At 49.5% G+C, this 25,020-nt stretch carries 23 protein-coding genes; 10 read left to right on the plus strand and 13 right to left on the minus strand.

What is annotated here, in order from left to right:
• Positions 1-49 precede the first annotated feature (49 nt).
• Together HYN46_RS14565 and HYN46_RS14570 are read right to left on the minus strand one after the other, a co-directional pair.
• Positions 50-1,603 (minus strand): FAD-dependent oxidoreductase, encoded by a 1,554-nt coding sequence (locus HYN46_RS14565; protein WP_114900062.1) that lies wholly within the window; start codon positions 1,601-1,603, stop codon positions 50-52.
• A 162-nt stretch (positions 1,604-1,765) separates the two neighbouring features.
• Complete coding sequence (locus tag HYN46_RS14570) at positions 1,766-4,303, minus strand: heavy metal translocating P-type ATPase (protein WP_114900063.1); 2,538 nt, start codon at positions 4,301-4,303, stop codon at positions 1,766-1,768.
• 83 nt (positions 4,304-4,386) lie between these two features.
• Between HYN46_RS14570 and HYN46_RS14575 the strand changes: the two genes are divergently transcribed.
• A complete protein-coding gene (locus HYN46_RS14575; RefSeq protein WP_114900064.1) occupies positions 4,387-4,800 on the plus strand; it encodes a MerR family transcriptional regulator in 414 nt (137 codons plus the stop codon).
• A gap of 104 nt (positions 4,801-4,904) precedes the next feature.
• The gene (locus HYN46_RS14580) at positions 4,905-6,347 is read left to right on the plus strand and encodes a DUF3336 domain-containing protein (RefSeq protein WP_114900065.1); all 1,443 of its coding nucleotides are present in this window, start codon (positions 4,905-4,907) and stop codon (positions 6,345-6,347) included.
• A 184-nt stretch (positions 6,348-6,531) separates the two neighbouring features.
• Here the strand turns inward: HYN46_RS14580 and HYN46_RS14585 are convergent, their stop codons facing one another.
• Positions 6,532-7,419 carry a LysR family transcriptional regulator gene (locus HYN46_RS14585; RefSeq protein WP_114900066.1) on the minus strand — a complete coding sequence of 296 codons (888 nt, stop codon included), beginning with the start codon at positions 7,417-7,419 and terminating at the stop codon, positions 6,532-6,534.
• A gap of 436 nt (positions 7,420-7,855) precedes the next feature.
• On the opposite strand from HYN46_RS14585, the gene HYN46_RS14590 reads away from it, so the two are divergent.
• On the plus strand, positions 7,856-9,676 hold the full coding sequence (locus tag HYN46_RS14590) for a metallopeptidase (protein ID WP_114900067.1): 1,821 nt from the start codon (positions 7,856-7,858) through the stop codon (positions 9,674-9,676).
• Between the two features lie 112 nt (positions 9,677-9,788).
• The gene (gene cpaB / locus HYN46_RS14595) at positions 9,789-10,466 is read left to right on the plus strand and encodes a metalloprotease secretion chaperone CpaB (RefSeq protein WP_114900068.1); all 678 of its coding nucleotides are present in this window, start codon (positions 9,789-9,791) and stop codon (positions 10,464-10,466) included.
• 413 nt (positions 10,467-10,879) lie between these two features.
• On the opposite strand, the gene HYN46_RS14600 is transcribed toward cpaB (HYN46_RS14595), so the two are convergent.
• Positions 10,880-11,071 carry a hypothetical protein gene (locus HYN46_RS14600; RefSeq protein ID WP_114900069.1) on the minus strand — a complete coding sequence of 64 codons (192 nt, stop codon included), beginning with the start codon at positions 11,069-11,071 and terminating at the stop codon, positions 10,880-10,882.
• Positions 11,072-11,501: 430 nt separating this feature from the next.
• Between HYN46_RS14600 and HYN46_RS14605 the strand changes: the two genes are divergently transcribed.
• The 3 genes from HYN46_RS14605 to HYN46_RS17360 are packed head-to-tail and all read left to right on the plus strand — an operon-like array spanning position 11,502 to position 12,135.
• Positions 11,502-11,708: a hypothetical protein gene (locus HYN46_RS14605; RefSeq protein ID WP_162818235.1), complete on the plus strand. Its 207-nt coding sequence runs from the start codon at positions 11,502-11,504 to the stop codon at positions 11,706-11,708.
• Positions 11,705-12,001, plus strand: coding sequence for a hypothetical protein (locus HYN46_RS14610; protein ID WP_114900071.1), 297 nt, complete (start codon positions 11,705-11,707; stop codon positions 11,999-12,001). Before HYN46_RS14605 ends, HYN46_RS14610 begins: the two co-directional genes overlap by 4 nt.
• Complete coding sequence (locus tag HYN46_RS17360) at positions 11,998-12,135, plus strand: hypothetical protein (RefSeq protein ID WP_162818236.1); 138 nt, start codon at positions 11,998-12,000, stop codon at positions 12,133-12,135. The genes HYN46_RS14610 and HYN46_RS17360 overlap by 4 nt, the downstream gene beginning before the upstream one ends.
• Before the next feature lie 53 nt (positions 12,136-12,188).
• Here the strand turns inward: HYN46_RS17360 and cpaB (HYN46_RS14615) are convergent, their stop codons facing one another.
• The 7 genes from cpaB (HYN46_RS14615) to HYN46_RS14645 all read right to left on the minus strand — a co-directional run bounded on the left by cpaB (HYN46_RS14615) (position 12,189) and on the right by HYN46_RS14645 (position 19,329).
• Positions 12,189-12,887, minus strand: a complete 699-nt coding sequence (gene cpaB, locus HYN46_RS14615; RefSeq protein WP_114900072.1) for a metalloprotease secretion chaperone CpaB — start codon at positions 12,885-12,887, stop codon at positions 12,189-12,191.
• A gap of 153 nt (positions 12,888-13,040) precedes the next feature.
• Positions 13,041-14,867: a zinc-dependent metalloprotease family protein gene (locus HYN46_RS14620; RefSeq protein ID WP_114900073.1), complete on the minus strand. Its 1,827-nt coding sequence runs from the start codon at positions 14,865-14,867 to the stop codon at positions 13,041-13,043.
• 352 nt (positions 14,868-15,219) lie between these two features.
• Positions 15,220-16,269, minus strand: coding sequence for an NADP(H)-dependent aldo-keto reductase (locus HYN46_RS14625; protein ID WP_114900074.1), 1,050 nt, complete (start codon positions 16,267-16,269; stop codon positions 15,220-15,222).
• Between the two features lie 89 nt (positions 16,270-16,358).
• The gene (locus HYN46_RS14630) at positions 16,359-17,228 is read right to left on the minus strand and encodes a cysteine ABC transporter substrate-binding protein (protein ID WP_114900075.1); all 870 of its coding nucleotides are present in this window, start codon (positions 17,226-17,228) and stop codon (positions 16,359-16,361) included.
• Positions 17,229-17,267: 39 nt separating this feature from the next.
• A complete protein-coding gene (locus HYN46_RS14635; RefSeq protein ID WP_114900076.1) occupies positions 17,268-18,011 on the minus strand; it encodes an amino acid ABC transporter ATP-binding protein in 744 nt (247 codons plus the stop codon).
• 3 nt (positions 18,012-18,014) lie between these two features.
• Positions 18,015-18,680, minus strand: a complete 666-nt coding sequence (locus tag HYN46_RS14640) for an amino acid ABC transporter permease (RefSeq protein ID WP_114900077.1) — start codon at positions 18,678-18,680, stop codon at positions 18,015-18,017.
• Entirely contained in the window at positions 18,670-19,329 is a 660-nt protein-coding gene (locus tag HYN46_RS14645) for an amino acid ABC transporter permease (RefSeq protein ID WP_114900078.1), read from the minus strand. The genes HYN46_RS14640 and HYN46_RS14645 overlap by 11 nt, the downstream gene beginning before the upstream one ends.
• A gap of 549 nt (positions 19,330-19,878) precedes the next feature.
• On the opposite strand from HYN46_RS14645, the gene HYN46_RS14650 reads away from it, so the two are divergent.
• The 3 genes from HYN46_RS14650 to HYN46_RS14660 all read left to right on the plus strand — a co-directional run bounded on the left by HYN46_RS14650 (position 19,879) and on the right by HYN46_RS14660 (position 22,534).
• Entirely contained in the window at positions 19,879-20,862 is a 984-nt protein-coding gene (locus tag HYN46_RS14650; RefSeq protein ID WP_114900079.1) for a DUF1852 domain-containing protein, read from the plus strand.
• 35 nt (positions 20,863-20,897) lie between these two features.
• Positions 20,898-21,932, plus strand: a complete 1,035-nt coding sequence (locus HYN46_RS14655) for a methionine synthase (RefSeq protein ID WP_114900080.1) — start codon at positions 20,898-20,900, stop codon at positions 21,930-21,932.
• Between the two features lie 110 nt (positions 21,933-22,042).
• Complete coding sequence (locus HYN46_RS14660) at positions 22,043-22,534, plus strand: flavin reductase (RefSeq protein WP_114900081.1); 492 nt, start codon at positions 22,043-22,045, stop codon at positions 22,532-22,534.
• Positions 22,535-22,623: 89 nt separating this feature from the next.
• On the opposite strand, the gene HYN46_RS14665 is transcribed toward HYN46_RS14660, so the two are convergent.
• Complete coding sequence (locus HYN46_RS14665) at positions 22,624-24,033, minus strand: flavin-containing monooxygenase (protein ID WP_114900082.1); 1,410 nt, start codon at positions 24,031-24,033, stop codon at positions 22,624-22,626.
• Positions 24,034-24,125: 92 nt separating this feature from the next.
• Positions 24,126-24,968 (minus strand): SDR family oxidoreductase, encoded by an 843-nt coding sequence (locus HYN46_RS14670; protein WP_114900083.1) that lies wholly within the window; start codon positions 24,966-24,968, stop codon positions 24,126-24,128.
• Positions 24,969-25,020 lie beyond the last annotated feature (52 nt).

The raw sequence follows: 25,020 nt of genomic DNA on the forward strand, positions 1-25,020 counted from the left end.
CTCAGCGGCGTCTAGACACCGCAGCCCCATGAGCCGTTCAACACCTGATTTAACTCACCGCATAATTCCTAGAGGAAAAATAGTGGCTCAACGTAGTTGTCGATGCTTGCGGATCGACCAAGGCCACAAACGTATCGGGTCGCAGCAAGTAAAGCGCATCCTCGGTCAAACCGGCTTTGTCATGCTCCTCTGTCCAATCAAACAGATGCAAGGGCACACCGTGCAGTTCGCACCACGCGTAGATCTCGGGCGTCACCGTGCCATAGACATGAACTTGCCAGCCGATATGCGACAAGGACGCATAGTTGTCAGACCCTTCTAAGGCGACCCACGGCAAGCGGTCACCGCCTTGAACTGCGCCCGCTTTGCCTTCGCTCAAAGGACTCTCGTGATAGTTCATCATGGTCTGCGAAACCAGCCGAAACATCAGCTCACGCGCGCTCCCAATTTTGGATGCCGTGTTCATGATCAGCTGTGCAATATGGTCCTTCACAAAATCGGCCAAATGACTTTCCGCAGTGACCACGGTAAACACCCGGTCTGTGGTATTGACCAGCCGCAATGCAAAGGCACGGCGTTCGATACCATAGCTATCGAGTAGGCTATTCTCCAAGCCGCTCTCCACACCACGATCAACACCACCAGACGCTTGCGCTTTCAAAGCCGCCGCCAGCTTCCACGCCAGATTGATGGCATCATGAATCCCCGTATTCATCCCTTGCCCGCCCACCGGACTATGCACGTGCGCGGCATCACCCAGTAAAAAGACACGCCCCTCACGGAAATTGGATGCGACGCGGTGGTGGACATGGTAGGTCGAGAACCAATTGACCTTGGTGATCTGAATCCCCAAACCACGAATCGCATCATTACTCACATCATCAAACACCAGCTTCTCAGCATGTTCCGCGCGCTCATCTTTGACGGTGCCAATCAGTCGATATTGATTGCCATGACCATAGGACATCAACAGCACAAAGTCGCCCTTGTCAAAAGCAACGTGCAATTCACCAGCAGGTTCCAAGCCCTCTACCTCGACATCCGCCACATAAAACACATGCTGATACGTCCCGCCTGCAAAGTCGCTACCCAGCGCATGCCGGATTGTGGATCGCGCGCCATCACAGCCCGCCAGATAACGCGCCGTGCAGATCTGCTCGCTGCCGTCAGGCAGACGCAAACGTGCACTCACACCATCGCCCTTATCCTCAATGGCAAGGCACTCTACGCTCCTTTCGACCGTCACCCCGAGTAGACTTAAGCGCTCCACCAGCAGACGTTCGTGTTGATCCTGCGGGTAGACGAGCACGAACGGATACGGTGAAATATCCGCACCGGCGTCGCCTAAGGAGAGCTGCGCCTTGTGTTTGCCACGTACCCACATATTGACCGCAGGATTTTTATGTCCAGCGGCGATGACAGCATCGGTCAGATCAAGCTGGCGATAGAGCTCGAGGGTACGTGCATGCACCGCCATGGCCCGCGATGTCTCTCCGGGCCCTGTACTTTTATCAATAATCCGAACGTTGACACCCTGTTTTGTGAGCCACAGTGCCAGCGTCAGACCGGTTGGGCCAGCACCCACAATCAGAACTTCTTCCATGACCTACTCCCTAGAAATATCAATGCGGCTCAGATCAATGTAGAACTCGCTTGCATGATCGTCAAGGCATAACGCTAAGCACTTCAGTGAATGAGAAACAACGCTGTAGACTCGCTTTATGCTGAAGGCGAATCAACGCTTCCCCTGTTACGCAACACCGTACTAAGACGTTAACGCTTGACCACGCAGCCGCAGTGCATTACTGATTACTGATGCCGAACTTAAACTCATCGCCAGCGCCGCAATCATCGGTGAGAGTAACCAACCAGTAATGGGAAACAATATCCCCGCCGCTAGCGGAATTCCGAGTATGTTGTACAAGAAGGCAAAGCCCAAATTCTGCTTCATATTATCGACCGTGGCCTGTGAAATCGCGCGAGCAATCGCAATGCCGCGTAGATCGCCCTTGATCAGCGTCACCTGCGCGCTATTCACGGCAACATCCGTACCCGTACCCATCGCAATCCCGACATTCGCCTGAGCCAAGGCAGGCGCATCATTGATGCCATCACCTGCCATCGCCACCACCTGCCCCGCAGCTTGCAGCTTTTTCACCAGCGCCAGCTTGTCTTCTGGACGCACCTCGCCGTAGAACTGCGTAATACCCAATTGCCCTGCCACATACTGCGCCGTTGCCTGCCCGTCCCCTGTTGCCATGATGACGTTGATGTGGGATTTTGCCAGCGCAGCGAGTGCATCTCTGCTCGTCACTTTGATCGGGTCACTCACTGACAGAATCCCTAGCAACTGAGTCTCCGTCGCCAAATACATCACGCTCGCCCCTTGTGCGCGCAGCGTTTCTGCCCGTGACTCAAGCGACTGTACCTCAATCTGTTGTTGGTGCATCAGCGTGGCATTGCCCAAGTAATAAAGCTGCCCCGCAATCTCACCTTTCACCCCAAGTCCGGTCAATGAATCAAAGTGCACAACCTCCGCCAAAGGCAGTTGCTGCGCAGTCGCCGCCTGCACAATCGCCACCGCTAAGGGATGTTCACTGCCCTGATCCAGACTTGCCGCCCACTGCAACACCTGTGCATCCCGATAACCCTCTGCCGCCACAACCTGATCAAAACGCGGACGCCCTTCGGTCAACGTTCCGGTTTTATCCACGATCAAGGTATCCACTGTGCGCAGCGACTCAATCGCGCTGGCATCACGAAACAGAATGCCCTGCTTCGCCGAGCGTCCCGTCGCCACCATGATTGACATTGGCGTGGCCAAACCCAATGCACAAGGACAAGCAATGATCAGCACCGCCACTGCATTCAATAGCCCATAGACCCAACCCGATTCGCCGCCAAACACCCCCCACGCCAAGAACGTGATCAGCGCAACCGCCACCACCGTCACCACAAAATAACCCGCAACCCGATCCGCCATACGCTGCATCGGCGCTTTGGAGCGCTGCGCTTCGGCCACCATCTGCACGATCTGCGCCAGCAACGTCTCTGCACCCACCCGCTCAGCACGGATGGTCAGCGCACCGGTCTGATTCTGTGTCGCGCCCACCACCCGATCTCCCGTTTGCTTATGCACAGGCACAGGCTCTCCGGTAATCATCGACTCATCAATACTGCCTCCGCCACTCACCACAACGCCATCAACCGGCACCTGCTCACCGGGGCGTACCCGCAGCAGATCGCCAACCTGTACCTGATCCAGCGGCACATCCTCCTCCTGCCCATCAGCCAGAATGCGGCGTGCAGTTTTGGGGGTTAGACCCAACAGCGACTTGATCGCCGCAGAGGTTTGTGAGCGTGCTTTAAGCTCCAGCAATTGCCCGAGCAGGGTTAGACTAATGATCACTGCCGCCGCCTCAAAGTAGACGGCGACATGACCGTCCATCATCTTGAACGCCATCGGAAACACTTGCGGCGCCAAGATCGCCACCACGCTATACAAGTAAGCCGCACCTGTGCCGATACTGATCAGCGTCCACATATTGGGGCTGCGATGGATAATCGACTGCACCCCGCGCACAAAGAACGGCAAACCCGCCCAGAGTACGACTGGCGTCGCCAACACAAACTCGACCCAGTGCCGCAGCAGCGGATTGATCACATCGACCATATCGCCAAACATCGCCAAAACAAACACCACCAGAGTCAGCGGCAGCGTCCACCAAAAACGACGACGAAAATCGACCAACTCATGCGACTCTTCGTCGTCAAGACTCGGCATTTCCGGTTCCAATGCCATGCCGCATTTCGGACACGCGCCCGGATGATCCTGCCGAATTTCAGGGTGCATCGGACAGGTATAAACCGTGCCTGCCACAGGTGTAAAGGTTGCCGACTTCGCGGGGGGCCCTGCCAAATACTGCTCAGGAGTCGCCTTAAATTTCTGTAAGCAATGACCACTGCAAAAATGATAGCGGTGATCCTGATAGACATACTGATGCGGCGAATCAGGACTCACCGTCATGCCGCAGACGGGGTCAAGCTCACTGGCTGAGATCGTGTCTTGCGATCCCGCACCGCCGCCGCAGCACGAAGACGCAACGGGTGCAGCGCCCTTGGGCTGGTGGTCATGATGATGGTCGTGATGATCTTCATGACCATGCACATCATACTGCACCTGATCTACATCCTGCCCTTGCACTGGCACCACAACTGAATGGGCTTTGCCCCCACAACACGACCGGGGTTCAGTCTCTAAAGCGGGTTTTGCCTCTGGTGCGGCATCGGGAGAATGCGTCATAGCGATATCCAAAATGAATCAACTGTGCTAGCCTAAACCCTGTAGTTAACCCCAGAGTCAAGCCTTTGTTTGGAAATCATCCTATGCAAACCACCACCATCGGCAAACTGGCCAAAGCCGCTCATGTCGGCATCGAAACCATTCGCTATTATCAAAGCCGCGACCTGCTACCCACCCCTGAGAAAACAGAGGGCTATCGTCAATATCCAGTCGCGTTGATCGAACGCATTCGCTTTATTAAACGCGCGCAAGAGCTTGGCTTTAGTCTGGATGAAATTTCCGATTTATTGTCATTACATGGCAATCAGCGGGAATCCATCCAGTCCATTACCGCTGCACGCCTGACGCAGATTCGCACCAAGATCAGCGACCTACAGCGTATGGAAACCGTACTGACTGAATTGCTGCATGAATGCGAGCACACCGATCTGAGCACGCCGTGCCCGATCATTGCCTCGATTGGTGGGCAGCGGTCATGCGACAACATGCAGCATTAGTGTCCCTTTAAAACCCGCTTGCTTTGACATCTGCGCTTGCTAAACTCAGCCCAGGTTTGACGACTTGACCATCAACGCCACGGTTAATCCCACAGGACATCCACATGCCGCTACACCCCAAACGCCGTGAACTGGATCAGGCACTTGCCCATGCCAGCAGCTATCAGGAATGGCTCGGCATAGCCCAAGAATTAGATACGCGAGATGGATTAATGGATTGGCGCAGTAGCGATGCCTCCGCGTTTTGCCATGAGCGCTTGATGCGTGAGCATATCCAGCAGATGCGTTCGATGATTGAGCATCAAGATTTGGGTGGCCTTGCGACCTTGCTGCAAGAGAGCGTGTATCGTCATCTGGGCGAGTTGAATAATCCCGAACTGTATCTCTATGCCCGTTCAGGGACTAAACAGATTGTCAGCGAATATCTGGACGAAGTGGAGCACGTGATGCGTAGCTTGTCCGAGCAACCCATTCCCCAAATGTCTGAACAGCAGAAGCTAGCCCTGTTTGAACAAGCTGCACGAATCTACGGCTGCCCCGCATTGATGCTAAGCGGCGGTGCGACGTTTGGGATTTATCATCTGGGGGTGGTCAAAGCGCTGTTTGAGCAGAATCTTCTGCCCAAGGTGTTGGTCGGTTCCAGTATGGGCGCGATCATCGCCGCCGGGATGTGCAATCGCACGGATGAGGAACTGGCCGAGTTCTTTAAAACTCAAGTCTATGAGATCCATCGCGATGCTCTGCGCTGGCGGCGGCCACAGGCCATGCGCAAACAGCACAGCGCCATGGATGAACAGCAATTGCTTGAACATATCCGTGTTAACGTCGGCAGTGTCACCTTTGCCGAAGCCTATGCCAAGAGCGGACGGGTACTGAATATCAGTGTCTCCCCAACCCGCACCCACCAAAAACCGCGCGTACTCAACTACCTGACTGCACCCGATGTGCTGGTAGAATACGCCGTGCTTGCGTCGTGTGCCGTGCCGCTGCTCTATCCGCCAGTCACCTTATATGCACGGGGTAAGGATGGGCGCAAAATCCCCTATATGAGTACTGAAACTTGGATAGACGGCTCCGTGCATGGCGATCTCCCGCGTGAGCGCTTGGCCCGCCTGCATAACGTCAATCAGACCATCATTAGCCAAGCCAACCCCCATATCATTCCGTTTATTACCCATCGCAATCATCGTGGTGTGCGAGCGCTGGGCAAACAAGTGCTGTCCTCGGTCATCCACGTTGGCAGTGCCGAACTGCTGGACATCGGTCGCCATATCTTTAACAAAACCCCGCTGAGTCCGCTGCTGAGTCACGCCCATGCCATCGCTGCACAAAGCTATCTGGGAGACATCAATATCCAGTTCCCATTTCAGCCCGCTGCTTACCTCAAAGTCGTCACCAACCCAACACCCGAAAGACTTGCGCACTATATTCGTCTCGGCGAGCAGGCTACATGGCCACAAATCGCCATGATTCGCGATCTAACCCGGATTAGCCGCTTGTTTCCGGAGTGCATTGCACAGATCAAAGCCAATATGGCAACCACTTAAATCGCGGTATCCGCTTAAAACGATATATGTTTATCCAAAACGTAACAATTCATTAAAAATGATAACCAGTTCACATTTTTAATGGTAAAAAGAAGATGTCTTGTCCATCTTCCTACCTATTGGGGGCAAGAATTCGCTCACACGCTCCCCTCGCTGTGAGCTTTTTTTTATGCCGATTCCAGTCTCACAAGGTACACAACACCTGCTCAGTAGGATCAGGTTCGGCAATAATAATATCCATGAAATCTTCGATCTCAGCATTCAACTGATTCTTCTTCCAGATAAAATATAAATCCACCGTCGCAAGCTCGGGAATATGATGAATATTGACGTTATATTGCTGACTAAAAACACTTTTTTCGATCAAGGACAGCGGAAAACACGAAATGCCGGTTCCCGCTTCGACACAGGCTAAAATCACCGCGAAGTAATTCATTTCCAGTATTTTTTTTGGTTGCTTCTGATGACTAGCGAGCCACTCCAAGGCTTTGATCCGATACAGACTATCATCACTAAAGGACAGGAAATCATAATCACTCAAGATGTCGGGGGAAAACTGGGTAATCTCTTTAGGCGTAATCAGCACCAATGACTCACGAAAGGCAAATCGGCAATCCAGTAACGGGTGCTCAATCGGGCCATCGGTAATGGCCATATCCAACTCATGGTAGATGACCCTTTTTTCCAAAGCCAATGTCGGTCCACGGATTAATTCAAGGGAGATATGCTTTTTCAGTTGTCGATAACGGGCGACCTTCGCCGGCAGATGACTGATTAACGCCACGTCGAGACAGCCGACGCGCAGTGCACCGCCACCCTTCTCCTGAACCAGCTTTTCGGTATCGGCCCAATCTTTAAAAATACGCTGTGCACTCTGATAGAGCAGCCGCCCTTTGGGCGTCACATATAAGCGATTTTTTTCCCGGGTAAATAATTGAACGCCAAGCTCATCCTCAAGCTCTTGAATCCGCGTCGTGATATTCGACGGTACACAAAAGTTCTTATCAGCAGCTGCCTTGATGGTTCCTTCTTCGACCACAGAACAAAATAACTGGAGTTGATTGATCTTCATATATTCACTTTAAAGAATTTAATGGCAATTAATAATCACTTTAAATAAACAAATTGCCCGAATCACACCAATGACTAATACAACTTCTTTAAAAAATAACGGGACCAAATCGATAGAGTGACCCAAAATCAGAATCATCATAGGCGTAGAGAATAAGCACCTCTCAGGCCAGAGACACCCCTACACCATACCCTAAAAAATAAATTTAATTCAAAGAATCATAAAAACCAAATGGTAACAAATGATGAAAAAACGCCTTTTGAATCAAGTTTATGATTAAAAAATCAACTCACCACCCGTCTCATAAAAATAACAACAAGACCGACCTGTCTACCTATTCACTTTTAGAGAACTTAATGCTGATTAATCGTTACTTTCAATACAACAACGCATTAGGTACTGTACGACTACATATTATTTTTTACCGGACGGTCAAATGAAAAAATTTGCGTTTACCGCACTCGCAACAGGCTGCTTCACCACCATGGTGTTTGCGGCAACAACCTTAACGCCGAATACCAACAACGGTAATGGGGGCCAAATTCCCAGTGGTTATGACGACCTCATTTTCCAGCTCGGCGACGGCAATTGGGTACCCAATATAACGCTGCCCCTCACGGCCAAAGATGGTGCCAAACTTGCCATCACATCATCAGCAAGTTATGAGAGCCAAATTGATACGACGCGTTCAGATCTCCCTGTGGCGCAGATTAAGGTCAAAGCAGGCAGTACTGTTAATTTCACTTTTAGTCAGTCTTTAGGAAAATGGCAGGTAGAGAGTACAGTCTACACGCCAAATACCAATGGTGCGGTGATACCTGTCCCTACCAGCAAGGATGTTCTATCCACCTATAAGCTGGCAGATGCCAACTGGGTTCCTCTCGTCACCCTACCTGCATCGGCAGCAGACGGACAGTTTGTCAGTGTGCAATCGTCTGCAACTTGGGCAAGCAAGATTAATCCACAGAACGTCTTGTTCCCGAGTAGCTTTACAGTCAAAACAGGCGATCGCTACTATTTCCGCTATGTGACTGCTTTAAGTCAATGGGTGCCCGAGTTGACTCCAATCCGCAAACTCAGCCCAGCCGCACTGGCAAATCAGACGGCAACAACGCTGACCGCTCCGATCAATGAAGTCACCGTTACCGATCAGGACTCCGGCGAAATTAACCTTCCCGTCAGTGCCAATGATCGTGATCAGGTGATCATCAAATCAGCAACCGATCAAAATGTGCAGATTAACAATGCTCACACCAATACATCGGCAACCTTAAACGTTAAACGTGGTGATCAGTATGAGTTTCGCTATATTGCGGATAAAAACTACTGGATCGTACAATCGGCACCCACCCGAACATTCCAACTCAAAGATGTAGCGCAAGGTCAACTGCCCACACCAACCGCGCCCCTTACTGAAGTCAAGGCCGCTGATAGCAACTGGCAATCCACCTTGCAGCTCCCCCTACAAGCACAAGAAGGCGATCGCGTGGTACTTCGTAACACCGCGCCAGAATCAGTGAATGTGGTGTCCAGCCAACTCTCTGAAAAAGTCAATACGGGTGAAAATGTGCGTTTCATCTATACCGCGCAACATCAATGGCAGCGCGAAACACGCATTATCACCCTGCTCCTGACCTACAATGGCGCGACATTGACGGCGCTCGGTGAAACTGCTGCCAAACTTAAAATGCTGGAAGAGTTTCGCCTCACCAATGAAGCGTCTGAAAACAATCGTTTGAATTACTATGTTAAACAAGTCGGCGAACTCTTTCAGCGTGACTTATCCGTATCGGACCACCAGCTGAACACCGCGCTTGGAATCGAGAAAAACGATGCGACCATTTACAATGAGCGTCAACGCGTTAAGGCCGACGTCACCTCATACTTCGGCACAGAATCTGGCGGTGGGTGGGCTTATACACGGGCTGACGCAAAGTCGGCCTATATCGCAGCGAATTTATTAGAACCCGCGACTGTCTTACGCCATGAGTTTGGTCATATCCTAGGCTCACACCACAATGCTCCCCTAGAAGAATCGGCGGCGAGCCATTATTTGGCCTATGGCTTTGCTCACCCGCTGGGAAGTACGATCATGGGTGGTAATAGCCTGCCCTTTTACTCAAGTCCGAATATATATAGTCCGCAATATGGTGTGCGTCTGGGTATTGAGAACCAAGTAGATGCCTCAAGAGTATTCAATGAACGCTCAGAAACAGTATCTAACTTTCATAATCAGTTGACCTATACCCTGCCATAACACCAGTAACCGCTATGTGACACATGATTGCCCCTCCAAGCAATCATGTGCCGCAACTGTCCTCAATCCCGTCTGGTAGTCCAGACCGCCTTTCTCATGCAATATTTAAACTATGGCTTCTAAAAAGATTAAGCTTTTAATTCTGATCAGCGCGTTGGCGATCATCATCGCAATTTTAATCGTGATCTTTAAACCCACCTCAAACCACGCCGAAACATTAAACCAATCTACGACGACATCATCAGTAGCAGCAACGACGGGCACTCCATCTTCAGTAGAACCCACCAATGCTAAACGCTCTTTTAGTGACCTGCTTAAAGCCAGTCAACAGCGCCGGAGTCAGTTTCATCTGGATGAGAACCGTCTAGCCACAGCCGCAAATCAACAAAAGATTATGCAAAACAGTGATGCACAAACCGTTGCACAACATTTTCCGCTCCTAAACGAAAAGCAGCAAAAAGATGGGCGTCGCTTTGTGCAATACGATCCTTATATTGTCGAAGCAAAGTTTGTCGGAGATCACATCAAAATCGACATCCCTAATACTGGAAAATCCTATGACGGCAAAATGACCGATGTCGAGCAAGTGGATGATGATATCGTGCGCTGGCGTGGGGATCTGGATGGTGTAAACGGGCAGATGTCGAACTTCACCGTGACCCAAACCATGAAGGATCAATATGCGATCGCCGTCTTTCACACACCGCAAGGTGAATTCATTATGGAAAGTAAAAATGGCTATGGTTGGGTGGCCAGTGGCGAGGCAGAATTAGATAATGATCAAAAATAGCAAACCATTCAAACATTTGCTTTGAACAGACATTCACTCTTTCACGTTTGAGAATGATGAAGTGGTTTCGCCTGCCCAACAATCCAAACAGTCATTGAGCATAAGTAGGGCTCTTGCTCTGCTTAAGCCCTTCTCATGCATTTGGCGCCGAGCACACCATAAAACGAATAAATCGAACTATATTTGATCAAATAGTCAAAATAATAGTTATAAATGTGAATTAGTTAACGTTATATTGATACAATTACTTTGCCGATTTAAAAATCCCGGCATTTTGGTCCAGCATGCCACAAGTGCTTGAACCTGCCCCCAGCAAAGGGGCTTTTTTTTGCCTGAAATTCTCTAAGCGGTAAAACACAAACAACCCAATACCGATCGTCTGCAGACTTCGGTTTGAAGACCGTCTGTTGCCATCACATCATCGCTTTTTGATAATGCGCCAGTTTGGACTTCTCATCTCTTAATTGCTCGGCAATCTTTAGCCTGCGTTGTTTGATCGCAATCGGTGTCGAGTAATGACACGCAGCACAGCGCCCTTGGTGAAAAGCAGAACTGCCACACTGTGGACATGAGAGCGTAGGGATCGGGAGTTTGAAGTTAGCCATCACACACCTCAAGCATTCTTCGCATTTTGGGGTGGTTATTATTTAACCTAAAAATTGCAATTTCATTACACGTGCAGATAAAGCACCGATCAATGGCATGAACGGGCAATATTCACTGATCACGATCCTCAGTGGTTGAGTAACCGCAAACTAAAGTGCGCGTTCATCCGCACACTAGCCTTTTCGAGCAAGCATCTCCATTTTATTTAAGTTTCCCACAAGAAACTATTTCTTGACCTTTTAAGTTTCCTTTAGTAAACTTATTGTCTAGAGACCAATATCATCGCACAAACAAAAACGCCCCCTCTGTCCGTCAAAACAGAGGGGGCGGCTCTAGGTGTCCCTTGTAGGTAGATACGCTAGAGAGGAAATTATGAATGCATTTCCAAGGCTTACGCAAGTGGATTTAACCACTTGGTACTTCGATCCGATGAGTGAACAAAATTCCCAGACGATCTGCTTACAGCGCTCTCTTGAGGACTGCGCAGGCTACGCAGTCGTGCACTGGCGCACAGGACAAATCATCGAGGCTAAAGAAGCATGGATGATAGGGCTGACAGCCACCATCAGTACCACACAGGAAAACGAATACGACGACTTCATGCAGAGCAATTCAACATCAGGAGTAGACGAATGAAAATCCTCAATCACTATATCCGCATCTCTGACATTGAGCACTTGGGGCAGCGCTACCAAGTCCGCCACAACCGTATGACAGGACTAAACACCTGCCGGATTGCTTCGATTCATCGTGTGACACGCCTCACCGCCTATGTCACCCATGTCGCTAGCGCGAATTGCAAAGCCACGTTTAAAGCTACTGACCTCATCATGCTGCGCCACCACATTACTGCGCATGCCGCACAGACGCTACAACGCATCCATGATTTTGAACAACATCAACAACACACCAAGGAGTGCTTCGCATGAACGACTTTGACGACATCCCGCAAAACCGCCTGAACCGCTGGCTTAGCCAATGGTCAGGACTGATTGGTGGCACCGTGGTGATGGGTTTTCTGATTGGACATGTGGTGTTGCAGACCTTGGGCTATGCCTCCTGAACGCTATGCGCCCACCAAGGCGACCGATGAAGGGTCGCCCTTGGTATCACTGATCAATGTGCGTGTTCTTTCATCTCATCATTCAGCGTCTCTGCTGAACCGGTGGTCACCCAACCATAGCCATTTTTGCTTTCCATGATGTACTCGCCTGTCGGGGTATGAAAGACCGCAATCGCGTACTGATCCTTCATGGTCTGGGTCACGGTAAAGTTCGACATCTGCCCATTCACACCATCCAGATCCCCACGCCAGCGGACAATATCGTCATCGACCTTCTCAACATCCGTGATCGTCCCATCGTAAGAGCGCCCGGTGTTTGGAATATCAATCTTGATATGGTCGCCGACAAATTTACCTTCAATGGTATACGGATCGTACTGTACAAAAGATCGTCCATCTTTCAACTGCGTGTCGTTTAACAACGCAAAATGCTGAACAACTGTTTTGGCATCGCTGCGCTGCATGATCACTTGCTGATGTAGGGCTTCGGCTAAACGCTGCGCATCGAAGCGATACTGCGGGCGACGCTGTTGACTGGCTTTGAGCAGTTCAGCACTGGTTTGTCGTTTCGCGGTGATCGCAGTGTGTGTGGCAGACTGCGACTGATTCATAGGCATGCCAGAGGCTGCAACAGAAGTCGATACGGTACTCTCCCCACTTAAATTCGGTTTGAATCCCCAGACTAAAGCGATGGTGATGATGACAAGCACGATCAGAATGAGAATGAGCCGCTTCATCTGTTTAGAAGTCATGATGGTGTTTTATCCAAGCGATCTAGGCGATAAGGGTATACGGTGGTTTATACGTTTAATGTCGCACTATCAAAAAAAGAAGAGGATCGTCTACCGACCCATGATTGCTGGATATCTTGCAATCATGAGCGGTATCCGACCCGTCAGGCATCCTTAGAAGGAATAGGTCAACTGATTATGAAAATCAGAGACTGCCGCAGAGTGACCATTCAACACTTGTGAGGCATCTACCTCATTCGCCACACCGAGGCGCACACCGTACTGCGGGCTATAGACATCAGGGCTTGAGTAATACGGCAAACTGTTGCCGCCCATAATCGTACTGCCGAGCGGATGAGCAAAGCCATAACCCAAGTAATGGGTCGCAACGGCTTCTTCATGGGTTGTATTGTGGTTTGAGCCCATGTTGTGACCAAACTCATGACGCATCACGGTCACACCGCAGCCCAGATCGTTGGCGGTATACATGCTGCGGACATCAGCATAGACATTCGCCCAGCCACATGCAGAAATGCTCTCACGACCAAAGTAAGCTACGGCATCCGCTTTAACCCGTTTACGCTCATTCAGAATCGCCGCATCAGACTTGGCAACGGACAGTGCCGTCAGCAGATCTTGATCCGGAACGACGAGATCACGCTGGAATAAGCCGCCGACCTGTTTTACATAGTAGTTTAAATGGCTGTTTTCAGCACCCTCATTAGCAAGGCGTAGCGACTCGATCATCTTCAGCTTCGCCGCACTGTCTCCCAGAGTAGTCAATACCGCGCTGTTGTAGGTCAACAGCATGGTGATCAGACGCGTCTCACGTTGCCATTGATGCTGCGCATTGTAGATGAAGCGCACGTTCTCACCCGTATAGACACGCTCTGCCAATGAACCTGACACCACATTGACGCTGTAGGTTGCTGTGCTGCGTAGGATCACACGATCACCCTCTTGGGCAGTCAACGGCAACTGTAGGGTGGGTTGCCAATTGGCATCCGCCGCCTTCACTTCAGTCACTGGAGTCGCCGTAGCAGGTAGTTGACCTGATGGCACATCCTTCAACTGAAACAATGGGGTTGGAGATGACTGCACAATCCAGTACGCCTTATCCGCGATATAGCGGAAGGTATACTGATCACCGCGTTTCACATTCAGGGTCGCCAGCGTATTGGTATGCGCATTGTTGATATGCACCACACGATCTGTCGCTGACTTCACGATCACCTGATCGCGATCATTGGCACTGGCAGGCAAACTGATCGCAGCCATGAGGTCGGTATCGGTCAATGTCACCTCATTGATCGGTGAGGTGATGGTACTGGCGGTCTGGCTCCCCAAAGCCGCTGGGCTGATCACGCGTGTCGGCGAGGACTCTGGCACCCACTGACTTAAAGCAGCGACATAGCGGAAATAATAGCGATCACCTGTTTTGACCGTGAAGCTGCTCGGGAATAACACATTCTGGGTATTAATCTTGCTTGCCCAAGTCGCAGTGGATTGCACACTGACAAACTGCCCATCGACAGCCGACGCAGGTAATGTCACTTCAGGCACCCAGTTGGCATCCGCCAGTTTATACGTTGACAGGAAGTCCGTCGTGGCTGGAACAGGCATCACCGCACCATTCGCATTCGGCGTATAGACTTTGCTCTGTAACTGCCACTTGCCTGAAGCCAAACTGAAAATAAAATTAAAGGTATTGCCGGCTTTCACCGTAATCTGCGCTACAGGGACATCAGAACGCGTTGCATCCAGTTGACTGTCATAGCCTGCTGAAGAGGTAATGCTGAGTTTAGCGCCGTCTTTTGCAGTGAGCGGCAGTGTCAGGTTTGGCACCCAATTGCCATTACTCAGTTGAAAAATCAGGTCATCATAACCACTGGGAATCGTGCCGCTCTGATTATTCTGATTCGGTGACAAGGTGGTTGCGGCATAGACCGTCGTCGCCGCGACAGCCAGCACCAGTAAACTGCGTGAAAAAAATGTTCTCATCGATTGATGTCCTTATACTTGATACTGATGAATAGGAAAACGGCCTACGTCAAAGCCGATTGGATCAAAACACATCCTATGGAGATCACTTCGGCTCTTTTTTAGTGTAGGGAAAAAATGAGTTTGGATAAATAACTTTCACAGCAAATAATCAATTTATTTTTATCGTATGCTACTGATTAAAGAGACTTAAATCACGTTTCGTACATTGTAAACTTCAGACCGCCAACCCGGTCACACAACAAAGAAAACCCGACCATAGGGTTACTCGGGTCGGGCTAAAATAAAAATTAACCAGATAAACGTCTCATACATGTCTATCACGACATGATGCAACTTCGACTAATCGCACTTAAGGACAGGGATTCGGATGCGCCAAATGAATCTGCTCAATCCCCGTCAGCACCTCATCGGACAACTTGACCTCCACACTCGCCAAGTTCGCTTTGAGCTGCTCCAAAGTCGTCGCCCCGATGATATTACTGGTGAGGAATGGGCGGGTGTTCACATACGCCAGCGCCAACTGCGCGGGGTCCAGACCATGATCACGTGCAAGCTGCACATAGGCGGCAATTGCCTGCTCAGGGATGACGCCGTTATAACGCTTAAATCGCTCCCAGCGTGACAAGCGCGCCCCTTCAGGTCTAGCACCGTTTAAGTACTTGCCCGTCAGCGCGCCAAACGCCAGCGGTGAGTAGGCCAAGAGCCCCACCTGATCACGGATCGCTACCTCAGCATTACCAATTTCAAAGGTGCGATTCAGCAGGTTGTAGGGATTCTGGATACTCACCACACGAGACAGTCCGGTACGCTCTGCGATATTGACGAACTGATTCACACCCCATGGCGTCTCATTGGATAGCCCGATATGACGGATTTTTCCGGCTTTGACGAAGCCATCCAGAATCGACAAGGTCTCTTCTATCGGCACCGCGTCTTCATCCGCCACATGTTCATAGCCTAGTACGCCAAAATGATTAGTCGTACGATCTGGCCAATGCAGTTGATAGAGATCAACATAATCGGTTTGTAGACGCTTTAAGCTGTCATGCAGTGCTGCTTCCAGATTCGGACGGTCGTGACGGGTCTTGCCACCGCGTATATGTGCGGCTTGGATCAGTTTGAGCGACGGTCCAACCGCTTTAGTGGCAACCAGCACCTTCTCACGGTTGCCGGATTTTTTAAGCCAAGTGCCGAGGTAAGTTTCGGTCAGACCTTGGGTTTCGGGTCGCGGTGGCACCGGATACATCTCAGCGGCATCGATCAGGTTAACCCCATGATCCACCGCCAGATCCAACTGTACATGTGCTTCGTTTTCGGTATTCTGCTCGCCCCAAGTCATGGTGCCGAGGGTAATGATACTGACCGGGGTGTCAGTCTTGCCGAGAGGTCTATACAGCATAGTCATTCCTATAGGTCACATCATTTAAAGAGTCAGACTGAACCTCAGTTCAAGAGAGCCTATGGATTCAGCCTTGATCAATCTTAGGGTCATTCCACCAATAAATCTTTAGGATTAATGCTATCGCCATACACCGGTTTTAAGGTCTTCTCATAAGCCTCACGGATCGCGCCGTCCTTGGACAGCTTGTCCAGATCACTATTCAGCCAATCCAGCAGCTCCTTATTGCCCTTTTTCACGGCTGGTGCAATCAAGTCCTGCTCACCCAGATTCGGGATCCCAACGGTATAGTTGGGATTCGCTTTGGCCCATGCCAGCACCAGTAGATTGTCATGTGCCAGCGCCACACCGCGACCGTCTTTCAGTGCATCGAAAGTTTCGGTGTTTTGCTCATACTTTTGCAGCTTGATGTCGGGATATTTTTTGGTAAAGAACGCATCGGCCGTGGTGCCTTTGTTGACCAGCAAAGTTTGATCTTTCAATTGCGTAATATCAGTAATCGGATGGCTCTTGGGTGACACCACCCCCAGCGCCACTTTCAGATAAGGCTTGGCAAAATCCACTGCTTCTTTGCGCTCCGGGGTAATCGTAAAATTGGCAAAGATGATATCCACCTTATTGGCTTTGAGATACTCGACGCGGTTCGCAGCTTCCGTCAGCACAAACTGGACTTTGCTTTCATCTCCGAGTAAATCCTTCGCCACGTGCTTGGCAATCTCGACATCAAAACCTTGGCTCTTGCCTTGTGCATCAATATAGCCAAACGGCGCTTTATCGCTAAAGACCCCGATACGTATCACCCCATTTTTCTTGATCTGTTCGATGCTGGACGGGGTGCGGCTTGAAGCATCGCTACCTGCCGCCTGATCCGGTGAAGGACTCTTGCTACACGCCACAAGCAAGCTTAAGGCAGAGACCGCACAGAGCGATTTGATCGTGTTTGCCGTAAAGATATGCATGGTTCATTTCACCTTATGATATGGATTCAATCCGAAAAATTAATACGCCAAAATATTTAAAAACGCACGTGCCCGCTCAGTACTGGGATTGTCAAAGAAATGATCGGGGCTTGCTGACTCAACGATCTTGCCATGATCCATAAACACCACCCGATCCGCCACGTTGCGTGCAAACGACATCTCGTGGGTCACGATCAGCATGGTCATGCCCTCTTTTGCAAGCCGCAGCACCACATCCAGCACCTCACGCACCATCTCAGGATCAAGCGCCGCAGTGATCTCATCCAGCAAAATCACCTCAGGATTCATCGCCAGCGCCCGCACAATCGCGATGCGCTGTTTCTGCCCACCCGACAGTTGACGCGGATAATCATGCTTGCGGTCGAACAGCCCCACACGCTTGAGTAGTGCATCCGCAGCTTGCTCCGCCTCGGCGCGCTGTCTTTTCTGCACCTTGAGCGGCCCCAGCAAAATGTTGTCGATCACGGTTAAGTGACCAAATAACTCATAGTTCTGAAACACCATGCCGATCTTTTGCCGTACATCTGTCCACGGGATATCCTGACCCAGCACGCCTGAATCTGCTAAGCGAATCTCCCCACCTTCAATCGGCTCCAAGCCATTAATGCAGCGCAGCAAAGTGCTCTTACCACAGCCCGACGGGCCCAGAATCACGATGACCTCGCCTTTTTTCACATCAAGATCAATTCCTTGCAAAACATGGCTTTGGGTATGTTTGCTTGAATAGTACTTCTGCAATTGCTGAATCGATAACAACGCCACACGCTACTCCCAGACACGTTCTAAATGCGTCGCCAATAGCGACAAGGGATAACAAATCAGGAAGTACAAGATAAAAATAAAGCCATAAATCCACAGCGATGCACTCGGTACCGTGAGCAATGAGTTTTCAATAATCTGCTGCCCAACCTTGATTACCTCCACCACGCCAATCAGCGCTGCTAGCGAACTGGTCTTGACCATGCGTGTAAACAGATTGATCGCACCCGGCGTAACCCGCTTTAAACTCTGTGGAAACACCACATATAGCAAAGCTTGGCGCTGAGTTAGCCCGATCGCATACGCCGAATCGCGCTGATGGCGATCAATCGAAGTTATCGCCGCACGCACCAGATCACCCATCTCCGCCGTGCCCCACAGCACAAATACCACGATACACACCCCGCTTGCCGATAGTTGCCAATCCAGCCATGTCGCCAGACCAAAGTAGAAAATAAACAACAGCACGAGGATCGGAATAATGCGCATGGCTTCTAAATATAATTGGCAAGCAAGCCTAACCACACGAGACTTGGAGGTCATAATCACGCCAAGCAATGTCCCTAAGATCGCGGAAAAGAACACCGAAATAAATGCAATGCGCGCCGTGACCCACAGACCCGCCAGTAACCGTTCCAGATGTCCCGCCTGAAATAAATAGTCAAACCCCATGCAGGCCTCGCCGACTACGATGCTCAAGGAAGCGCGTGAAGAGAGATACTGGCAACAAAATGATTAGATATGCCGTGATGAGCAACGCTAACGCTTCAGAGGTTTTGTAATCCATACCGATCACATCCTTGGTAACAAACAGTAGCTCCACCACGGCAATGGCACTCACCACCGAGCTTTCCTTGATCAGAAATAAACAGTTGGCACCGATTGCAGGAATCGACACCGTCAAGGCTTGCGGAAAAATCACATATCGGAAGATTTGTGCAGGCGTTAAGCCAATACTTTTGGCTGAATCAATCTGGCCTTTGGCAACTGACTGTAATCCCGCTCGGAATGCCTCGGCCATATAACTGCCACCCAAAAAAGTGAGACCAATCACCCCGCAGGCAAAACCATCGATACGGATGCCGATCTTGGGCAAGCCGTAATAGAGGAAGAAAAGCTGAATAAGGAGCGGTGTATTGCGCGACAGCTCGATATAGATCTTCGCCAGTCGATCCAGCACCCGCACGCGATAGGTGATCAGGACACTGCACACCAGCCCCACGACCATCGCCAAGATGATACTGAGCACAGAAATCTGTAGTGTCATCCACAGGGCTTTGGCAAATTGCGGGCTCACCTGTTCAATGTACTGCCAATCCAATTGAAGACACCCAATTTTGAATAATGAAAAAATCGTGCGATCTGTTTGAATTCAAAAAAGACGACAACTCAAAGAATGGTATGCCTTTTAATTTTGTTGAAAAATATTTTTATAAGATAAATTAATCTTTAAAAAAGATATGTATATATTGACTAGATGGATTTTAATAGCAATTTAAAAGCACTAAGAAATATCAGTGATCTCTCTCGACCACTTCAGGTTGATTTCACTGACTTAACTTGCCAAAGAAGACGTCGCTCACTTTCCTCCCTTTTCTTCTGAAATGAGACAGAACACTCAATAGTGAATTTCATTCATCTTTTTTTGAAATAATATCGTTTTATTCATGATCCTGTTCGAGTATAGAATTCACCATGCTCTTCACTCTAGACAACATCATCGTTGATTCTGAACTGTATCGTTAGGCATACATCAGAAAAGACTGGGAATGCTATTGGCTGGAAAGATCAGTAACGAAAATTGAAAAGTCCAGAAAAGAGCATGAAATAAATTCAGGTTTTATCTCAGAAATTAGGGTACCAGATCATCATGAGTAACGAGTTCACATTCACGATCAAAAGCATTTGTTTCGATGAAAACTATCATCCCTCAGAGAATACGCGGATCACAACCAACTTTGCGAATTTGGCGAGAGGACAGAGTCGCCAAGAAAACTTGCGCAACACTTTACGGATGATTGACAATCGTTTCAATGCCTTGGCGCATTGGGATAACCCCAAAGGCGACCGTTATACGGTCGAACTTGAAATCGTTTCGGTTGAGATGAATATTGATGCCAAAAGCAGTGGCCCTGCCATCCCTTTGATTGAAATTTTGAAAACGAAAATTCTTGATCGAAAAACCAATGAACGCATTGACGGTATTGTCGGGAATAATTTCTCCTCTTACGTGCGCGATTATGATTTTAGTGTATTGCTGCTAGAACATACCAAGAATCAGCCCGAATTTAGCACGCCAGATAATTTTGGCGATCTGCATGGGAAGCTCTTTAAGTATTTCATCAATTCAAATGCTTACAAAGAACACTTTAAAAAACCACCCGTGATATGTCTAAGTGTTTCGAGTAGTAAGACCTATCATCGCACTGAAAATCAGCATCCTGTATTGGGTGTTGAATACCTGCAAGATGAATATTCTTTAACGGATGAATATTTCAAAAAAATGGGCTTAAAGGTTCGCTATTTCATGCCGCCGAATAGTGTTGCGCCTTTGGCTTTCTACTTTGTCGGCGATTTGCTGGGTGATTACACCAATCTTGAGCTGATCAGTACCATCAGCACGATGGATACCTTCCAAAAGATTTACCGACCTGAGATCTACAATGCGAATTCTGCGGCAGGAAAATCCTACCAACCCAGCCTAAAGCATCAGGATTATTCATTAACGCGCATTGTTTACGATCGAGAAGAACGTAGCCAACTGGCGATTGAGCAGGGCAAGTTTGTTGAAGAGCAATTTATCAAACCCTACCAAGCCATTCTTGAGCAGTGGTCCGCTCATTACACGCTTTGACTCATCAAAAACACACGGTTATCAGGTCATCTATTATGAAAAAATTACTACCCACATCAACTGCTGGCAGCTTACCGAAACCCTCTTGGCTTGCACAACCGGAGACACTGTGGTCCCCGTGGAAATTGCAAGATGAGGAACTCGTTGACGGCAAACAAGATGCTTTACGTTTGTCCTTGCAAGAGCAACTCCATGCAGGGATTGATATTGTCAGTGATGGTGAGCAAACCCGCCAACATTTTGTCACCACGTTTATTGAGCATCTTGATGGCGTTGATTTTGAGAAACGTGAGACCGTTAGAATTCGTGATCGCTATGATGCGAGCGTACCGACAGTCGTTGGCGCTGTGACTCGCCAAAAGCCCGTTTTTGTGGAGGACGCCAAGTTTTTACGTCAGCAAACCAATCAACCGATTAAATGGGCCCTGCCGGGTCCAATGACGATGATTGATACACTTTATGATAACCACTATAAAAGTCGCGAAAAACTCGCTTGGGAATTTGCCAAAATTCTCAATCAAGAAGCCCTAGAATTAGAGGCTGCTGGTGTTGATATCATCCAATTTGATGAGCCGGCATTTAACGTTTTCTTTGATGAGGTGAATGATTGGGGGGTCGCCACCTTAGAAAGGGCCATTGAAGGTCTTCAATGCGAAACGGCTGTTCATATTTGCTATGGTTACGGCATTAAAGCCAATACAGATTGGAAAAAGACACTGGGTTCAGAGTGGCGGCAATATGAAGAAGCCTTCCCCAAACTGCAAAAATCCAGTATCGATATCATCTCGCTGGAATGTCACAACTCGCATGTTCCCATGGATCTGATTGAACTCATTCGCGGTAAAAAAGTCATGGTCGGGGCCATTGATGTGGCAAACCATGCGATTGAAACCCCTGAAGAAGTCGCCAACACCCTACGCAAAGCGCTTCAGTTTGTCGATGCTGACAAGCTCTATCCGTGTACCAACTGCGGCATGGCTCCGCTACCTCGTGCCGTCGCAAGGGGCAAGCTCAATGCGTTAAGTGCAGGTGCAGAAATCGTTCGAAGAGAGCTCTCGAACTCATACTAACCGATATTGAAATGAGCAAAGGGTTGCCCGTTTGATTGGATATTCATGATCAGTCCCGTAACCCCGTGCGCAATGAAGACATAGCATCGGTTCAACTGAGGAACAACATAATGGTTGAAGTAACAGACTTTAAAAATGCAATGTCTTTGTTAACAGGTGCGGTCAATGTCATTACCACGGCTGGAATTTCTGGCCGTTATGGATTTACTGCATCTGCCGTGTGCAGTGTCACGGATACCCCGCCGACATTGTTGGTTTGTATGAATAAAGCGTCTCGGTCACATATCCATTTTATAGAAAATAAAATTTTAACCGTGAATGTGTTAGGCGCGCACCATCAGCATATTTCCAACGTATTTTCGTCCAAATTGAGTTCTGAAGAGCGGTTTGAATATGGTGTTTGGACAGCATTAAAAACTGGCGCACCCGTGTTAGAGGATTCTCTGGTGAGTTTTGATTGTCAGATTGAGCAAATTCAAGAAGTCGGAACCCATGCTATTTTTATTTGCCGTATTGTCGCGATTCAACAAAATCAACACGATCAAGGCTTGGTTTATTTTAATCGGGCTTATCATCCTGTGGGGCAGGCGAAAATCGCCTAAACCCACTTTTTATTTAGCATAAAACCGTATACGACAACCTTGCACCAAGACTACGCATAGCATCCTCTTTGAAAACAGCAGTCCTTAGCTCAAGCCGTCAACGATAACTTCGGCTTGGCTTTCGCAGGTCCCTTCGGCTGATACTTCGAGGGAAACTTCTTGTAGTTTTTCTTCACGCCTTCAGGCGCTTCTCCAATATCAATCCCGACCTTCTTCAACTCGGCTTTGAGATCATTGCGATGTCCGTGATAGTCCACCTCAACCGCATGGCGTTGACCGCCTTCAAACTTAAAGTGCGGATGATCAATCTCATGCTGAATCGCCGCGTGCATATCATAAGGACGCTGGTAGTTACCCAATATCTCCTGACACGCCAGCTTCGCCTGATAGTCTGCCAAAGGCCAGATACAACCAATCGGCTGAAACAGTCCAATGAAATACAAGTTGGGATAGTCGGCATGCATCATCTTGCGATACAGCGGCACCTTCTCGACATGTTTAAAATTGATCATCGACTCGTCAAAGAACGGAAACGTGGTCCAGAATCCCGTGCAAGCGCAGATGATATCAAAGCGTTCGCGCGTACCATCGGTAAACTCCACCACCCCACCGTCTAGACTCTTGATCCCGGGGCGCGGCTTGATGCGACCATGACGGATAAAGTCGAGCAGATCAGAATTTGCCGTCGGATGATTCTCGAGCGGCAAGCAGGTATTCTCTGGCAAACCATACTTTTTATAAGACCCTTGCATCAGCGTCAGTACGGCTTTAAGCGAATGCTGGCGTATACGTCTAGGCAACCATTTACTCCGTGCGGCAAACACATCAGTCGGTTGACCAAAGATAAACTTGGGCACAAACCACTGTGGACTACGCATCGACAGCTTTACCGCGCCTGCAATCCGTGCTGACTCCACCGCCACATCACACGCCGAGTTGCCGCCGCCAATCACCAGCACCTCCTTGCCACGCCACTCTTCAGTCACGCCTTTAAAGTCATGCGAGTGCATCATCTTGCCAGTGAACTTACCCTTAAACTCAGGATATTTCGGGTCCCAGTGATGACCATTGCTGACCATCAGTGCGGTAAACGTCTCTTGATGCTTCTGACCATTCGCATCCAGAAACTCCACTTGCCAATTGCCGTTTGGCAAACGACTGACATGCTGCACGGTATGATGAAAGCGAATCTCATCATAGACGCCAAAGTGCTTGGCATAGGACTCGAAGTAGGCTTGTAGTTGCGAGTGCTTGGGATAGTCTGGGTAATCCTCCGGCATCGGATAGTCTTCATATTCCGACCAGACTTTCGAGCTGATAATATGGGTATTCTCATAGACGCTGGAGTGTCCGGTCTTTGAATTAAACACCCAGTTGCCACCCACCTTGTCATTCTTCTCAAAGACGACGACTGGCAGCCCCGCCTCCAAACAATTCTTCGCCGCAGTAATCCCGCTGGGACCTGCACCAATCACACACACCCGTTGATTCGCTTTCATCCTTGCATCCTCTTTTTATGTTGATCATCAAAAACCACATTTATTGTTGGACGTCACAACCGATCTGCATGCTGGCGCAGGACTTTAAAGATTTAATCCAAGAAAAAGTCCTTTTGCAGCTTATCGAGATGGTCCGGTGAGCAGGCATAATGGGTCAAATCCGTCACCCCAATGCGAGCCAAAGACTCCTCATCGGTAAAAGCATGACCCGTGACCGTACCCTTCGGGCTGGCAAAAATGGCATGGGCCGCATCAGCCATGATTTCAGGCTTACGGCTAACCAGCAGGGTGTTCTCCCCGCCCAGATTCACTGCCACCGCAGCAGTGGCGATATAGGTTGCAGGCCACAGCGTATTGCACGAGATGCCATAGTCACGGAACTCCTCCGCCATCCCTAAAGTCAGAATCGTCATGCCGTATTTTGACAAGGCATAGGGCGAGAAAGGCTTAAGCCAATGCGGTGCCATATTCACCGGTGGCGACAGACTTAAGATATGCGCGTTGGTGGATTTCTTCAGATAAGGCAGCGCGGCTTGCGCACAGATAAAGGTCGCGCGATGATTGATGGTCTGGATCAGGTCGTATTTTTTCAGGGAGGTATGTTCAACACCCATTAGGTTAATCGCTCCTGCGTTATTAACCAGAATATCGATGCCACCGAAGTGTTCTGCCGCTTGTGCCATTGCCGCGATCACTTGATCGGCATCACGGACATCAACGATAAGCGGCAGCGCTTTGCCCCCTGCCGCAACGACTTCCTCCGCCACGCTATAGACGCTACCCACCAGCTTGTCACTCTCGACCGCCGTCTTGGCCGCGATCACCACATTGGCGCCATCGGCTGCCGCACGCAGTGCAATCGCACGTCCAATCCCGCGACTACCTCCGGTAATAAACAGGGTCTTTCCACGCAGGCTTTCTAGTTGGGTCGTCATCTTTGCATATTCCTTATAGAGTCCATTTGACTCCTTCGAGTCTTTCATATCG

Origin of the sequence: Aquirhabdus parva, assembly GCF_003351745.1 — a bacterium.
GTDB classification, from domain to species: Bacteria; Pseudomonadota; Gammaproteobacteria; order Pseudomonadales; family Moraxellaceae; genus Aquirhabdus; species Aquirhabdus parva.

Bases quoted from the DNA above. Each gene is read 5' to 3' on its own strand.
- cpaB (WP_114900072.1), bottom strand. From the start codon at position 12,887: ATGACTTCTAAACAGATGAAGCGGCTCATTCTCATTCTGATCGTGCTT.
- HYN46_RS14610 (WP_114900071.1), top strand. From the start codon at position 11,705: ATGAAAATCCTCAATCACTATATCCGCATCTCTGACATTGAGCACTTG.
- HYN46_RS14625 (WP_114900074.1), bottom strand. From the start codon at position 16,269: ATGCTGTATAGACCTCTCGGCAAGACTGACACCCCGGTCAGTATCATT.
- HYN46_RS14620 (WP_114900073.1), bottom strand. From the start codon at position 14,867: ATGAGAACATTTTTTTCACGCAGTTTACTGGTGCTGGCTGTCGCGGCG.
- HYN46_RS14585 (WP_114900066.1), bottom strand. From the start codon at position 7,419: ATGAAGATCAATCAACTCCAGTTATTTTGTTCTGTGGTCGAAGAAGGA.
- HYN46_RS14660 (WP_114900081.1), top strand. From the start codon at position 22,043: ATGGTTGAAGTAACAGACTTTAAAAATGCAATGTCTTTGTTAACAGGT.
- HYN46_RS14570 (WP_114900063.1), bottom strand. From the start codon at position 4,303: ATGACGCATTCTCCCGATGCCGCACCAGAGGCAAAACCCGCTTTAGAG.
- HYN46_RS14630 (WP_114900075.1), bottom strand. From the start codon at position 17,228: ATGCATATCTTTACGGCAAACACGATCAAATCGCTCTGTGCGGTCTCT.
- HYN46_RS14650 (WP_114900079.1), top strand. From the start codon at position 19,879: ATGAGTAACGAGTTCACATTCACGATCAAAAGCATTTGTTTCGATGAA.
- HYN46_RS14670 (WP_114900083.1), bottom strand. From the start codon at position 24,968: ATGACGACCCAACTAGAAAGCCTGCGTGGAAAGACCCTGTTTATTACC.
- HYN46_RS17360 (WP_162818236.1), top strand. From the start codon at position 11,998: ATGAACGACTTTGACGACATCCCGCAAAACCGCCTGAACCGCTGGCTT.
- HYN46_RS14590 (WP_114900067.1), top strand. From the start codon at position 7,856: ATGAAAAAATTTGCGTTTACCGCACTCGCAACAGGCTGCTTCACCACC.
- HYN46_RS14655 (WP_114900080.1), top strand. From the start codon at position 20,898: ATGAAAAAATTACTACCCACATCAACTGCTGGCAGCTTACCGAAACCC.
- HYN46_RS14565 (WP_114900062.1), bottom strand. From the start codon at position 1,603: ATGGAAGAAGTTCTGATTGTGGGTGCTGGCCCAACCGGTCTGACGCTG.
- HYN46_RS14600 (WP_114900069.1), bottom strand. From the start codon at position 11,071: ATGGCTAACTTCAAACTCCCGATCCCTACGCTCTCATGTCCACAGTGT.
- HYN46_RS14665 (WP_114900082.1), bottom strand. From the start codon at position 24,033: ATGAAAGCGAATCAACGGGTGTGTGTGATTGGTGCAGGTCCCAGCGGG.
- HYN46_RS14605 (WP_162818235.1), top strand. From the start codon at position 11,502: ATGAGTGAACAAAATTCCCAGACGATCTGCTTACAGCGCTCTCTTGAG.
- HYN46_RS14640 (WP_114900077.1), bottom strand. From the start codon at position 18,680: ATGGGGTTTGACTATTTATTTCAGGCGGGACATCTGGAACGGTTACTG.
- cpaB (WP_114900068.1), top strand. From the start codon at position 9,789: ATGGCTTCTAAAAAGATTAAGCTTTTAATTCTGATCAGCGCGTTGGCG.
- HYN46_RS14575 (WP_114900064.1), top strand. From the start codon at position 4,387: ATGCAAACCACCACCATCGGCAAACTGGCCAAAGCCGCTCATGTCGGC.
- HYN46_RS14580 (WP_114900065.1), top strand. From the start codon at position 4,905: ATGCCGCTACACCCCAAACGCCGTGAACTGGATCAGGCACTTGCCCAT.